Source organism: Xylanimonas allomyrinae (genome assembly GCF_004135345.1).
Classification (GTDB): Bacteria; Actinomycetota; Actinomycetes; order Actinomycetales; family Cellulomonadaceae; genus Xylanimonas; species Xylanimonas allomyrinae.
Genome location: NZ_CP035495.1, coordinates 402,514 through 416,268, shown reverse-complemented (window position 1 = coordinate 416,268; position 13,755 = coordinate 402,514). Strand labels below are relative to the sequence as shown.

The following is a 13,755-nucleotide window of genomic DNA, read 5'->3' as shown; positions in this document are numbered from 1 at the left end:
TTCCTGGGGCGACCGGGGGTCGTCGTCTACGTGGCTACGCGCTCTTCTCGCGCGGGGTCCGGGAGCGCACCGCGGTGCTGCGCGGCACAAGCGTCGGGTTGACGTTCTCCAGCACCGATTCACGCGTGATGACGACGCGCTCGACGTCGTCGCGGCTGGGCACGTCGAACATGACCTGTTGCAGCACCTCTTCCATGATGGCCCGCAGGCCACGGGCGCCGGTGCCGCGCAGCAGCGCCTGCTCGGCGACGGCCTCGACGGCGTCGTCCGTGAACTCCAGCTCGACGCCGTCGATCTGGAACATGCGCTGGTACTGCTTGACGAGCGCGTTGCGCGGCTCGGTGAGGATGCGCACCAGTGCGCCCCGGTCGAGCGGAGAGACGCTCGCGATGACCGGCAGGCGGCCGATGAACTCGGGGATCAGGCCGTACTTCTGAAGGTCCTCGGGGCGCACCTCGGCGAAGAGGTCGTCGTCGGCGCTGGTCTCCATCGGCGCGCCGAACCCGATCCCTCGCTTGCGCGCACGGGCCGCGACGATGTCCTCCAGTCCGGCGAACGCGCCGGCCACGATGAACAGGACGTTCGTCGTGTCGATCTGGATGAACTCCTGGTGCGGGTGCTTGCGCCCGCCCTGCGGGGGCACCGACGCCGTCGTGCCCTCGATGATCTTGAGCAGCGCCTGCTGGACGCCCTCGCCGGACACGTCGCGCGTGATCGACGGGTTGTCTGCCTTGCGGGCCACCTTGTCGACCTCGTCGATGTAGATGATCCCCGTCTCGGCCTTCTTGACGTCGTAGTCGGCGGCCTGGATGAGCTTGAGGAGGATGTTCTCGACGTCCTCGCCGACGTAGCCCGCCTCGGTGAGGGCCGTGGCGTCCGCGATCGCGAACGGGACGTTGAGCATCTTGGCGAGCGTCTGCGCCAGGTACGTCTTGCCGGTGCCCGTCGGCCCGATGAGCAGGATGTTCGACTTGGCGATCTCGATGACGTCGTCGTCGCCGACGGTACGGCCCTGCTCGCTCGCCTGGATGCGCTTGTAGTGGTTGTAGACCGCGACGGCCAGAGCCCGCTTGGCGCCGTCCTGACCGATGATGTACTGCTCGAGGAAGGCGAAGATCTCGTGCGGCTTCGGCAGCTCCGTCATGCCGAGCTCGGCCTGCACGGTGAGCTCTTCCTCGATGATCTCGTTGCACAGGTCGATGCACTCGTCGCAGATGTAGACGCCCGGGCCTGCGATCAGCTTCTTGACCTGCTTCTGGGACTTGCCGCAAAACGAGCACTTGAGCAGGTCAGCCCCGTCACCGATCCGTGCCACCGGGCGTCTCCCTTCCTTCGGTGGGTACCACTGAGCCCATTCCACACCACGACAGCGGCCTTGTCAGCCGACTTCGGCGGTGCGTCGCGCACGAATCGCGCCACGCAGCAGTGCGGGCGCCGTCATCGAGCATTGCCCGACGACGGCGCCCGCGCCACCGCTCGACCCTCGCGCTAGCGCGCCACGACCGGCAGCGGCTTGCGCGACTCGAGCACGAGGTCGACGAGCCCGTACTCCTTGGCCTGGGCGGCCGTGAGGATCTTGTCGCGCTCGATATCCTCCTTGACCTGCTCCGACGTGCGGCCCGAGTGGTGCGCCAGCGTGTCCTCGAGCCACTCGCGCATGCGGATCAGCTCGTTGGCGTGGATCTCGATGTCGGAGGCCTGCGCGTAGCCGCCGCCCTCCATCGCGGGCTGGTGGATGAGCACCCGTGCGTTCGGCAGGGCGTACCGCTTGCCCTGCTGACCCGCGGCCAGCAGCACGGCCGCTGCCGAGGCGGCCTGCCCGAGGCAGACCGTCTGGATCTGCGGCTTGATGTACTGCATCGTGTCGTACAGCGCCGTCATCGCGGTGAACGAGCCGCCCGGGCTGTTGATGTACATCATGATGTCGCGGTCCGGGTCCTGGGACTCCAGGACCAGAAGCTGCGCCATGACGTCGTCGGCCGAGGCGTCGTCCACCTGCACGCCGAGGAAGATGATGCGGTCCTCGAAGAGCTTGGTGTACGGGTCCTGGCGCTTGAATCCGTAGGCCGTGCGCTCCTCGAACTGCGGGAGCACGTAGCGGGACGAGGGCGACGGGGCGATCCCGCCCGGACGGCCGAAGCCGCCGGCTAGGCGCCCCGCCGTCGCGGCGAACTGCTCAGGGGTCATGTGGCTCATCGTCGTCTCCTACCCGCCGTCAGCTCTCGCTCGTGGTGTTCATGCCGCCGCCGCCGGCGAGCGCCGCGTTCTCGACCACGTGGTCGATGAACCCGTACTCGAGCGCCTCCTGCGCGGTGAACCAGGAGTCGCGGTCGTTGTCCTTGAGGATCTGCTCGAGCGGCTTGCCCGTCTGCTCCGCGGTCAGCTCGGCCAGCACGGTCTTCATGTGCATGATCAGCTGCGCGTTGATGCGGACGTCGGTGGCCGTGCCACCGATGCCGCCCGACGGCTGATGCATCATGACGCGGGCGTGCGGCGTCGCGTAACGCTTGCCCTTGGCGCCCGACGACAGCAGGAACTGCCCCATCGAGGCGGCCATGCCCATCGCCACCGTGGCGACGTCGGGGCGGATGAACTGCATCGTGTCGTAGATCGCCATACCCGCGGTGATCGAGCCTCCGGGGCTGTTGATGTACAGCCAGATGTCCTTCTCAGGGTCTTCGGCGGCCAGGAGCATCATCTGTGCGCAGATCGCGTTGGCGTTCTCGTCGCGCACCTCCGAGCCGAGCCAGATGATGCGCTCCTTCAGGAGCCGGTTGTAGATGGAGTCGTTGAGTCCGAGGCTGGGTCCGTCGGCGCGAGCCACGGGACCGTTGCTGTCCATCCGCAGCAAGTCGTTCACGTCCGTCTCCTTAGCGATCGGTGTCGCTCGACCCTAACGTGCCCCACCCCCGCGCTCGTCCCTGCGGGGGCCGGTTTTCGCTCACGGCGCATGGACCCGCGCTCCCCCGTGCCCATGTCGCACGTGCGAAGGGCCCGGAACGCACCAGAGCGTGGCAAGCACGGGTGCTTGCCACGCTCCGACAGGTGCGCGAGGGCCTTCGGCCCCGGGCGTCAGGCCTGCTCGGGCTCCTCGGCCTCGGCAGCCTGGGCCACCGCGGTCTCCAGCGCCTCCGCGGCCGTGTCGGCCTCGTCCGAGCCGATGAACTCGCTCAGGTCGACGACGTTGCCCTCGCCGTCCTTGACCTCGATCTTGCGCAGCGCGACGGCGAGCGCCTTGGAGCGGGCGACCTCTCCGACCATCGCGGGAATCTGCCCGCCCTGGTCGAGCGTCTGGATGAACTGCTGCGGCTCCATGCCGTACTGGCGCGACGACTGGACGAGGAACTCGACGAGCTCGCCCTGACCGACCTTGACCTCGAGCTTCTCGGCGAGGGTGTCGAGCAGGATCTGGTTCTTGAGGGCCTTCGTGGCGTCCACGGTGACCTGGGCGCGGTGCTCGTCGTCCTCCAGGCGGTCCTCCGACTCGAGGTGGCGGTTGACCTCGGCCTCGACGACGCCCGCCGGAACCGGGACCTCGACGGCGTCGAGCAGCTTCTCGAGCAGCGTGTCACGTGCCGTGACGGCCTGGTTCGACTTCTTGATCGACGCGACCTGCTCGCGCAGGTCCGCGGTCAGCTCCTCGAGCGTGTCGAACTCGGAGGCAAGCTGGGCGAAGTCGTCGTCCGCCTCGGGCAGGTCGCGCTGCTTGACCGAGGTGGCCGTGACGGTGACGTCGGCCTCCTCGCCCTCGTGCTCGCCGCCGGCCAGCGTGGCCTTGAACGTCGTCGTCTCCTCGGCCGACAGGCCGGTGAGCGCCTCGTCGAGGCCGTCGAGCATGTTGCCCGAGCCGATCTGGTACGAGATGCCCGACACCGAGTCGACCTCCTCGTCGCCGATCACGGCCTTGAGGTCGATGACGACGTAGTCGCCGTCGGCAGCCGGGCGGTCCACGCCCACCAGCGTGCCGAACCGCTCGCGCAGAGCGTCGAGACGCTCGGCCACGTCGGCGTCGGTGACCTCGGTCGACTCGACGGCGATGTCGATGCCGCCCAGCTCGGGCAGCTCGATCTCGGGGCGGACCTCGACCTCGGCAGTGAACGCGAGCTGGCCCTCACCGGCCTTGGCGGGGATCTCGGTGACCTCGACGGAGGGCTGGCCCAGCGGGCGCAGCTTCTGCTCCGCGGCGGCCTGGCCGTAGAAGCCGCCGAGCGACTCGTTGACCGCGTGCTCGACGACCGCACCCCACCCGACGCGCTGGTCGATGATGCGCGGCGGGACCTTGCCCTTGCGGAAGCCGGGAACGTTCACCTGCTCCGCGATGTGCTTGTAGGCGTGGTCGATGCTCGGCTTGAGCTCGTCGTAGTCCACCTCGACGGTCAGCTTGACCTTGGTGGGCTCCAGGGTCTCGACGGCGCTCTTCACTTCGATGGTCTCCAACTGTGATCGGGTGCGTACGCGCGCGGCGGTTCCGTCGAGGACGGGATGAGGCGTACGGGCAACCCCGACATCGTAGAGCACCGGCCACCCGCGCGGCGCCTCGTGCCGGGGACCGCGACGCGTCGAGCAGCCACGGCCACGCAGCGGATCGGCCGCAGACGGCGCACCCCACCGCTTCCGTACGGTGGTCCGATGCCCTCCACGACCACCCCCGACGTCGACGTGTCCGCGCGCAGCTGGCGCACGCTGCTGTCGATCCTGCGCCCCTACCGGTGGCGCATCGCCGTCGGTGCCGTGCTGGGCGTGATCGCCACCCTGACGGGCCTGTGGACCCCGCGCATCATCGAGAACGTCATCGAGCACCTGTACGCCGGCACCTCGGTCGCGCCCGACGTCACGTTGTTCGCCGTGCTGACCGTCGTCTACCTCACGGCGATGCTGCTCCAGTGGGGCACCCTCGGGCGCACCGCGGAGACCGTCGTCTACGACGTGCGCAAGAAGCTCGTGCTGCGCTTCCTGGGTGGCCGCGTCGCGCAGGTGCGCGAGCGCCCCGCCGCCGACCTCATCGCGCGCGCGACCGCCGACGCCCCGCTGCTCCAGCTCACGGTCGGCACCGGGTTCGTCTCGTTCGTCACGAGCGCGACCGGCGTCGTCGGCTCGATCGTGCTCATGGGTGTCATCGACGGCCTCATGCTCGGCATCACGCTCGCGGCGGTCGCCGTGCTGGGCGTGGCCATGGGCCTGATCATGCCGCGAGTGGGCCGCGAGCGGGCCCTCGCGCAGGAGGCCGTGGGCCGCATGAGCGCCCAGCTCGACGGGTCGATGCGCGCGCTGCGCACCATCAAGGCGCTGCGCGCCGAGCGGGCACGCTCCGAGGCCGTGCTGGCCGACGCCGAGAAGGCACGCAAGCACGGCGTGGCCGCGATGTGGGCCGAGCTGATCTCCTACGAGACCGCGTTCGGCGGCATGCAGATCATCACCGTGATCATGGTGGCGTTCGGCGCGTGGCGCGTGACCGAGGGGCACCTGACGGTCGCGGCGCTGGTCGCGTTCGTCATGTACACGCAGGGCTTCATCATGCCGCTCATGGAGCTCGCCGACGGCTTCTCCACGATCCAGTCGGGGCTCGCCGCGTCCAAGCGGATCGCCGAGGCCGAGGAGATCGAGCTCGAGGAGCCTGCCGCCGTCGCCGTCCCCGCCCCGGTCGCCCACGACGACGACGCCCCCGCCGTCGAGCTGACGGACGTCACCGCGCGCTACACGCCGGGCGAGGACGACGTCGTGCGCGGGGTCAGCCTCACCGTCCCGCGCACCGGTCATCTGGCGATCGTCGGCCCGTCGGGGGCCGGCAAGTCCTCCGTCGCGTCGCTCGCGCTGCGGTTCCTGTCGCCGCGATCGGGCACCCTGCGCCTGGGCGGGGTCCCCTACGAACAGCTCACGTACGCGCAGGTGCGCGAGCGGTTCGCGTACGTCGAGCAGGAGCCTCCCGTGCTGCCTGGCACGGTGCGCGACAACCTCCTGCCCGCGCGGCCGTCGGCCACCGACGACGAGCTGCACGCGGCGCTCACCGCGGTCGAACTGGCCGACGACGTCGCCGCGCTGCCCGACGGGCTCGACACCGAGCTGGTCGGGGCCACCATGACCGGCGGTGGCCGCCAGCGGCTCGCGATGGCCCGCGCACTCCTGGCGGGCGCGCAGGTGCTGCTGCTGGACGACGCCACGTCCCAGCTCGCGGGCAGCGCCGAGGAGGCGATCGCGCGTGCCACCCGCGCGGCCGCGACCCGCGGCGCCGTCGTGACCATCGCGAGCCGGCCGGTGCCGCACGCGGACCGGATCGTGCTCATGGAGGAAGGACGCGTGCGGGCGACCGGCACGCACGCCGAGCTGCTCGCGACGGACCCGCTGTACGCACAGCTCGCCGGAATGCCCGAGCCGGTCGCCGCCTGACGCCGCGCGCCGGTGCCGGCGCGGCGCCCCGCCGGGACGGCGGGAGGCCTGCCGGCACGCCGCCACCCACGGCCCGCCACCCACGGCCCCGCGCACCGTCAGCCGGCACACCGCCACCCACAGCCCCGCGCACCGTCAGCCGGCACACCGCCACCCACGGCCCCGCGCACCGTCAGCCGGCACGGCCGCGGCGCGGACGCCGTCGTCGCTCCGCTCGCTGCCCGGGCGCGGCCGCCTCACCGCGCGGCGTCGGCGAGCGCGCTCACCCCGCGAGCCCCGCCACGAGGTTGACCAGCAGCGCCACGATGACGGTCCCGTACAGGTAGGCCAGCAGCGCCTGCGTCTGCGCGGTGCGGCGCATCGCCGTCGTGCGCAGATCGGTGTCCGAGACGGCGAAGCTCATGCCGACGGTGAACGCCACATACGTGAAGTCGGTGTACGACGGCGCGGTGCCGCCGTCGGCGTGGAAGTCGATCCCGCCTGGCGGATCGGTGTAGTAGAGCCGCGCGTACCGCAGCGCGAACAGGGTGTGTACGCATCCCCACGATGCGACGACGGCGGCCAGCACCGCTCCGGCGGTCAGCGGGTCGTGGCGCAGCCCGCCCTGGGCGAGCACGACGACGAGCCCGGCGAGGCTCGCGACCGCCGCGAGGAGCACGATCCCGCGCTCGACGACGCGCGCGGGTTCCTCGCGCAGCGCGTGCTCGGCGGTCGCCTCGGGCCCCAGCGGGGCGACGACCAGCAGCGTCCAGACGACGAACAGCGCACCGGCGGCTGCCCACCCGCCCAGCAGCGCGGCCACGACGGACTCGACCCGCAGCCACACCCCCACCCCGACCCCGACGAGCCCGGCAACCCCCAACCGCACCCCGGCCGACACGTCGACCACACCCGAAACCCGCCCCCACACACTCACCCACCCATCCTCCCCCGCTATCCCCCGCTATCCCCCCACCCCCGCCCGCGCCGCAAGCGGCCGAGTGATCGACCGTTCGAGTGATCGTCGGGCTGTTCGAGCGCCCGTGGGCTCGAAGTCGGGCTGAATGCTCGAACTCGCCCCCGGGGCGTTCAGCGTCCGCGAAGCGCGCGGACCGCCTCGTCGCGCGCCGCCAGGAGCCGCTGGGCCAGCCGGGCCGCGCGGACGTCGTCGTACCGCGGGCTGGGCACCGCGAGGCTGATCGCGGCGACCGGGTCGTCGGGCGCGGCACCGGCGGCGACGCCCGTGGCGACGACGCCGACCTCGGACTCGTCGCGGTTGACTCCGTAGCCGCGTGCGCGCACCTGGGCGAGCTCGGCGGCGAGCTCGTCGAGCGTGTGCAGCCGCTGGAACGGCCACGGGCGCAGCCCGCCCGAGTGCAGCGCGGCGACGGCGGGCTCGGGCAGCGCGGCGAGCATCGCCTTGCCGCCCGACGTGCAGTACGCCGGCATGCGGGCGCCGGTCCGCAGCGCGACGCGCAGCGAGGGGGTCGCCTCGATGCCGTCGACGAACTGCGCGTCGGCGCCGACGAGCACCTGGAGGTGGACCGTCTCGTCGACGTCGTCGTGCAGCGCCTGGAGGACGGGCCGCAGCCGGGAGATGACGGACGACGTGCCGCGCGCGGCCGAGCCGGCGACGAGCAGCGCTGGTCCGGCGCGGTAGAGCCGGCGCGCGCCCTGGAGCACGAAGCCGCGTCCGGCCATCGTCGTCAGGAGCCGGTGCGCGGAGGACGGCGCGATGCCGAGCTCGGCCGCGGCCTCGGTCACCGACACCTGGGAGCGCTCAGCCAGCAGCGTCAGCAGCTGCATCGCGCGGTCGACCGACTCGATGCGGTACGGATCTGTTTTCTGCTGCACAGAAAGACAGTAAACGTTGATTGCGCTCAACAGAAGTGGGATTAGGGTCCGGTCCAGTCCCGTGACGCCGATCACGTCAGCGCGTCACGTCGGGGACATCGTTCTTCGAGGAGGAAGACGTGACAACGACACAGGTGATCATCACCGGTGGCGGGATCGGCGGCGCCGGAGCCGCTCTGATGCTCGGCCGCCGCGGCATCTCGGTGACACTGCTGGAGCGCGAGCCCGAGTTCGCCGAAGGCGGGTTCGGCCTCCAGCTGGGCCCCAACATCATCCGCATGCTGAGCGAGGAGGGCGTGCTCGACGCCGTCGCCCCGCGCGCCGTGTTCCCCAACCGCATCGTGTTCCGCAGCGCCCTGACGGGTGAAGAGCTCAACTGGCTCGACTGCGACGACATGGAACGGCGCTACGGCTCGCGCTACGCCGTCCTGCACCGCGGCGACCTGCTCGCGGCCCTGGTCCAGGCGGCCGAGGCGACCGGCAACGTCACCCTGCACACGTCGACCAAGCTGGTCGACTTCACGGAGGACGTCGACGGCGTCACGGTCACCACCGAGGACGGGCGCACGTTCACCGGCCAGGTGCTGGTCGGTGCCGACGGCGTCCACTCGCGTGTGCGCAAGGCGTTCGTCGAGGACGACACGCGCCCGACCGGCTACAGCGCCTACCGCGGCACCATCCCGGTCGAGGCAGCCGACCCCCAGCTCGACCTCGACGCCGTGACCGTCTGGTTCGGCCCCGGCCTGCACATGGTGCAGTACGCGCTGCGCGACTCGACCGAGCTCAACCAGGTGGCCGTCTTCCACTCGCCCGCCTACGAGCGCGGCGAGGAGACGTGGGGCACGCCCGCGGAGCTGCTGGAGCGGTTCTCGGCCGACAACGGCCTGCACCCGTCCGTGGTCCGCGCCCCCGCGAGCTCGGCATGGCACGCGGCTGGCCGATGGCCGACCGCGCCCCCCTGTCGACCTACGTCAAGGGCCGGCTCGTGCTCGTGGGCGACGCCGCGCACGCCACGCTCCAGTACCTCGCGCAGGGCGCCGGCCAGTCGCTGCTCGACGGAGCCTCGCTCGCGGCCGTCCTGTCCCCCTGGCCGGGTCGGACACGTGGGCCGCCGCCGACGTCACCGCCGCGCTGGCGACCTACGACGCCGAGCGCGTCCCGCTGGGATCGCGTGTGCAGACCACCTCGCGCTGGTGGGGCGAGATGTGGCACGTGACCGAGCCGGGCGCCGTCATGGTCCGCGACGAGGCCTTCCGGCTGGTCGACCGCTACGACTACAAGTACGTCGACTGGCTCTACGGACCCGTCCGCGACGGCGCGGCGGTCCACGACCCGCTCGCCGACGTCCTGCACGACGCCCCGTCGGCGCCGACCGCACCCCGCCCCAGTGACCACACCGCTGCCTGACCGACCACCTCACGAAGGAGTGACTGCCATGACGTCCGTTTTCGAGAACGAGGACCTCGACCACGACTCCGTCGAGAACTCGATGCAGCCGGCCGACTCGCCCGAGCTGCGCGCCCTGTACGAGGGGTTCGACGCCGAGCACCTGATGCCGCTGTGGACGCAGATCGACGACCTGATGCCCATGAGCCCCAAGCCCAAGGCCGTGCCGCACGTGTGGAAGTGGTCGACGCTCAACGCGCTCGCCCGGCAGTCGGGCGACCTCGTGCCCGTCGGCCGCGGAGGCGAGCGCCGCGCCATCGGGCTGGCCAACCCCGGCCTCGGCGGCCGCCCCTACGTGTCCCCCACGATGTGGGCCGCCATCCAGTACCTCGGGCCCAAGGAGACCGCCCCCGAGCACCGGCACTCGCAGAACGCGTTCCGGTTCGTCGTCGAGGGGCAGGGCGTGTGGACCGTGGTCAACGGCGACCCGGTCCGCATGTCGCGCGGCGACTTCCTGCTGACGCCCGGCTGGAACTTCCACGGGCACCACAACGAGACCGACGAGCCCATGGCGTGGATCGACGGCCTCGACATCCCGTTCTCCTACCAGAACGACGTGGGCTTCTTCGAGTTCGGCTCCGACCGCGTGACGGACTACGCGACGCCGAACTACTCGCGCTCCGAGCGCCTGTGGTGCCACCCCGGGCTGCGCCCGCTGTCGGGGATCCAGAACACGGTGTCGTCCCCCATCGGGGCCTACCGGTGGGAGTTCACCGACCGTGCGCTGACCGAGCAGCTCCTGCTGGAGGACGAGGGCCAGCCGGCGACCGTCGAGCAGGGCCACGCCGCGATCCGCTACGTCAACCCGACGACGGGCGGCGACGTGATGCCGACGATCCGCGCCGAGTTCCACCGCCTGCGCCCGGGCACGGCGACGCCCGCGCGCCGTGAGGTCGGCTCGTGCGTGTTCCAGGTCTTCGAGGGCACCGGCGCGGTGATCCTCGCCGGCCAGGAGACGCGCCTGGAGGTCGGCGACCTGTTCGTCGTCCCGTCGTGGGTGCCGTGGTCGGTGCAGGCCGAGTCCCAGCTCGACCTGTTCCGGTTCTCCGACGCCCCGATCATGGAGCGCCTGCACTTCGACCGCACGCACATCGAGGGAACCGACCGATGAAGCTCGCCACCGTCCGCACCGCGAGCGGGACCGCCGCCGTCCTCGTCGACGAGCGCGCGGGCACCGCGACCGAGCTGGCCGGGGTGAGCGACGTCGGCGCGCTGCTGGCCGGGCCGGGCCTCGCCGCGGCCGCGTCGCTCGCCACGGGCACGGTCCACGCGCTCGACGGCGTCGACTACGCGCCCGTGGTGACCGCCCCCGGCAAGATCGTGTGCGTCGGGCTCAACTACCGCGCGCACATCCTCGAGATGAAGCGCGACCTGCCGCAGTACCCGACGCTGTTCGCCAAGTTCGCCGACTGCCTGCTGGGCGACGGCGACGAGATCCCGCTGCCCCCGAGTCCGACCAGATCGACTGGGAGGGCGAGCTGGGCATCGTCATCGGCACCAGCGTGCGCCGCGTGCGCGGCGAGCAGGCCGAGGCGGCCATCGCGGGGTACACCATCGCGAACGACGTGTCGATGCGCGACTGGCAGTTCCGCACGCGGGAGTGGCTCCAGGGCAAGATGTGGGGCTCGTCCACGCCCCTGGGTCCGGTGCTGGCCACGGCCGACGAGATCCCCGCCGACGCCGCGATCACCACGGCCGTCGACGGCGTCGTCAAGCAGCGCGGCGACATCCACGACCTCGTGCACGACCCGCGGTTCCTCGTCGAGTACGTCTCGACGATCCTGCCGCTGCGCCCGGGCGACGTCATCATCACGGGCACGCCCGGCGGCGTCGGCCACGCCCGCACCCCGCAGGAGTTCCTCGCGCCGGGCCAGACCGTCACGGTGACGATCGACGGCATCGGGGCGCTCACCAACCGCACGGTGGCGGAGTCCGTCGCCGCGGCGCCGGTCGCGTCATGAGCGCGGCGACCGGCGCCGACGGCGTCACCTGGACGAACGAGGACGAGGCGCGCGCGCTGCTGCGCGCGCGCCAGGGGGCGGGCGCGCGGTACGACTCCCCCGACGCGCCCCGGCGTGACCTCGCCTGGGCGCGCCGGGGCACCGCGTACTTCGCGCGCGTGCTGGCGTCCCTGACCGACGACGAGCTGTACGAGCCGTCCCTGCTGCCCGGCTGGACGCGCGCGCACGTGATCTCGCACGTCGGCTACAACGCCCGTGCGCTCACCCGCCTGGTCTCGTGGGCGCGCACGGGCGTCGAGACGCCCATGTACCGCTCGGCCGAGCAGCGCGGCCGGGAGATCGAGCGCGGCTCCACGCTCCCGGCACGCGCCCTGCGGTTCCTGTTCGCGCACGCCGAGGTCCACCTCAACGTGGAGTGGCGTGACGTCGCCGAGGGTCAGTGGGAGAACCAGGTCGTCACGATCCAGGGCCGCACCGTGCCGGTCCGGGAGACCGCCTGGATGCGGACCCGTGAGGTGTGGGTCCACGCCATGGACCTCGACACCGACGCGGCGTCGTACCGTGACGTCCCGCCCGACCTGCTCGACGCCCTGCTGGCCGACGTGCTGCGCGCGTGGGACAGGCGGGGCGAGCAGGTCGACCTCGTGCTCGCCCTGACGGACCGCACGACTCCCGTGACGGTGGGGACGGCCGCCCTGGCCCCCACCGTCACGGGCACCACCGCCGACGTCGTGCGCTGGCTCACCGGCCGGGGAGCCCGGCGGCTCACCGCCGGCGGTCCCGGCGCGCCGCTTCCGACGATCCCGCGCTGGTTCTGACATCGCCACCGACCCACCTGCTTCGAGGTTCCTGATGACAACGACGTCCCTCCCTCCCAGCACCACACCCCGCTCCGGCCGGCTCGCCGGACTCGCACCCGTCGCCGTGGCGTGGCTGTTCGTCGTCTTCGACGGCTACGACCTCATCGTGTACGGCACCGTCCAGAAGCTCCTCGGCGAGGAGTGGCAGCTCAGCCCGGCGCAGCTCGGAACGCTCGGCTCGATGGCGTTCCTCGGGATGATGGCCGGCGCGCTCGTCGCCGGTCGCCTGTCCGACGCCATCGGCCGCAAGAACGCCATCATCGGCTGCGCCGTCGTGCTGTCGGTGTTCACGACGCTGTGTGCGGTGTCGCACGCACCGTGGCTGTTCGGCCTGTTCCGCTTCCTGGCCGGCCTGGGGCTCGGGGCCTGGTCCCGACGGCGAACGCGCTCGCCGCCGACCGCGTCCCGCGGCGCTGGCGGGCCACCGTCGCCACGCTCATGATGTCGGGCGTGCCGATCGGCGGCACGATCGCCTCGCTCATCGGGCTGGGGGTCATCTCCCGCTGGGGGTGGCGACCCATGTTCCTCGTGGCGCTCGTGGCGCTCGTCGTGCTGGTGCCCCTTGCCGTCAAGGTGCTGCCCCCCGACCGGCCCGAGCGTGCGCCACGCGAGCACACCGAGACGGTCAGCGGCTTCAAGGCGCTGCTGCGGCCGCCGTTCCTCGTCGTGTCGATCCTGTTCGCCGTCGCGACCATCGTCACGCTCATGGCCTGGTACGGGCTCGGCACCTGGATCACGAACCTGCTCCAGATCGCGGGGTACGACCTCGCCCAGGCGCTCGTCATCACCCTCACGCTCAACCTCGGTGCCGTCGCCGGCTCGATCGTGACGGCGTGGGCGGGCGACAGGTTCGGCACCGTCCCGACCGGCGTCGTCGCGGCGGCGATCGCGGGCGCCGCGCTGCTGGTGCTGCTCACGCACCCGCCGCTGGCGATCGTGTACGTCGCGATGGTGCTCGCCGGCGTCGGCACCCACGGCACGCAGTGCCTCATCATCGCGGCGATCGCCACCTACTTCCCGGACCGGCTGCGCGGCACGGCCCTCGGGTGGGGCCTCGGGGTCGGGCGCATCGGTGCCGTCCTCGCTCCGCAGGCCGGCGGGTGGCTCCTCGCGGCCACGTCGAACGACCCGAACTCGAACTTCCTGCTGTTCGGCGTCTCGGCACTGGTGTCTGCGGCGATGCTGCTGGGGATCTGGAAGGGCTTCCCGGTCACGCACGACGAACGCTGAGCACGGCATCGGGGCCCGTCCGCCAGGAGTGCGGACGGGCC

The 13,755-nt window shown here is 71.8% G+C and carries 11 protein-coding genes and 2 pseudogenes; 7 read left to right on the top strand and 6 right to left on the bottom strand.

The features are described 5' to 3' along the window. Positions 1–34 precede the first annotated feature (34 nt). The 4 genes from clpX to tig all read right to left on the bottom strand — a co-directional run bounded on the left by clpX (position 35) and on the right by tig (position 4,422). Positions 35–1,315 carry an ATP-dependent Clp protease ATP-binding subunit ClpX gene (clpX, locus tag ET495_RS01845; protein WP_129202149.1) on the bottom strand — a complete coding sequence of 427 codons (1,281 nt, stop codon included), beginning with the start codon at positions 1,313–1,315 and terminating at the stop codon, positions 35–37. A gap of 173 nt (positions 1,316–1,488) precedes the next feature. Next, entirely contained in the window at positions 1,489–2,196 is a 708-nt protein-coding gene (locus ET495_RS01840; RefSeq protein WP_129202147.1) for an ATP-dependent Clp protease proteolytic subunit, read from the bottom strand. A gap of 19 nt (positions 2,197–2,215) precedes the next feature. Further along, a complete protein-coding gene (locus ET495_RS01835) occupies positions 2,216–2,842 on the bottom strand; it encodes an ATP-dependent Clp protease proteolytic subunit (RefSeq protein ID WP_129205834.1) in 627 nt (208 codons plus the stop codon). 230 nt (positions 2,843–3,072) lie between these two features. Beyond that, the gene (tig, locus tag ET495_RS01830) at positions 3,073–4,422 is read right to left on the bottom strand and encodes a trigger factor (protein ID WP_129205833.1); all 1,350 of its coding nucleotides are present in this window, start codon (positions 4,420–4,422) and stop codon (positions 3,073–3,075) included. Positions 4,423–4,629: 207 nt separating this feature from the next. On the opposite strand from tig, the gene ET495_RS01825 reads away from it, so the two are divergent. Further along, entirely contained in the window at positions 4,630–6,384 is a 1,755-nt protein-coding gene (locus ET495_RS01825) for an ABC transporter ATP-binding protein (protein WP_162616331.1), read from the top strand. Between the two features lie 262 nt (positions 6,385–6,646). Here ET495_RS01825 and ET495_RS01820 read toward each other — a convergent pair whose 3' ends face one another. Both ET495_RS01820 and ET495_RS01815 read right to left on the bottom strand, forming a co-directional pair. Beyond that, positions 6,647–7,300, bottom strand: coding sequence for a DUF1345 domain-containing protein (locus ET495_RS01820; RefSeq protein WP_129202143.1), 654 nt, complete (start codon positions 7,298–7,300; stop codon positions 6,647–6,649). A gap of 152 nt (positions 7,301–7,452) precedes the next feature. Further along, complete coding sequence (locus ET495_RS01815; RefSeq protein ID WP_129202141.1) at positions 7,453–8,217, bottom strand: IclR family transcriptional regulator; 765 nt, start codon at positions 8,215–8,217, stop codon at positions 7,453–7,455. Positions 8,218–8,336: 119 nt separating this feature from the next. Between ET495_RS01815 and ET495_RS01810 the strand changes: the two genes are divergently transcribed. From ET495_RS01810 to ET495_RS19590, 6 genes and pseudogenes are all read left to right on the top strand, one after another. Beyond that, positions 8,337–9,608 carry an FAD-dependent monooxygenase gene (locus ET495_RS01810; protein WP_211340892.1) on the top strand — a complete coding sequence of 424 codons (1,272 nt, stop codon included), beginning with the start codon at positions 8,337–8,339 and terminating at the stop codon, positions 9,606–9,608. A 98-nt stretch (positions 9,609–9,706) separates the two neighbouring features. Further along, positions 9,707–10,774, top strand: coding sequence for a cupin domain-containing protein (locus ET495_RS01805; protein WP_425471227.1), 1,068 nt, complete (start codon positions 9,707–9,709; stop codon positions 10,772–10,774). Then, a pseudogene (locus tag ET495_RS01800) lies at positions 10,771–11,624 on the top strand (fumarylacetoacetate hydrolase family protein). The gene ET495_RS01805 and the pseudogene ET495_RS01800 overlap by 4 nt, the downstream one beginning before the upstream one ends. Next, on the top strand, positions 11,621–12,442 hold the full coding sequence (locus ET495_RS01795) for a maleylpyruvate isomerase family mycothiol-dependent enzyme (protein ID WP_129202137.1): 822 nt from the start codon (positions 11,621–11,623) through the stop codon (positions 12,440–12,442). Before ET495_RS01800 ends, ET495_RS01795 begins: the two are co-directional and overlap by 4 nt. A 34-nt stretch (positions 12,443–12,476) precedes the next feature. Then, positions 12,477–13,204: pseudogene (locus tag ET495_RS19595) on the top strand (MFS transporter); the annotation flags it as partial. Then, positions 13,190–13,714 (top strand): MFS transporter, encoded by a 525-nt coding sequence (locus ET495_RS19590; protein WP_425471226.1) that lies wholly within the window; start codon positions 13,190–13,192, stop codon positions 13,712–13,714. The pseudogene ET495_RS19595 and the gene ET495_RS19590, both read left to right, overlap by 15 nt. The last annotated feature ends 41 nt before the right edge of the window (positions 13,715–13,755 follow it).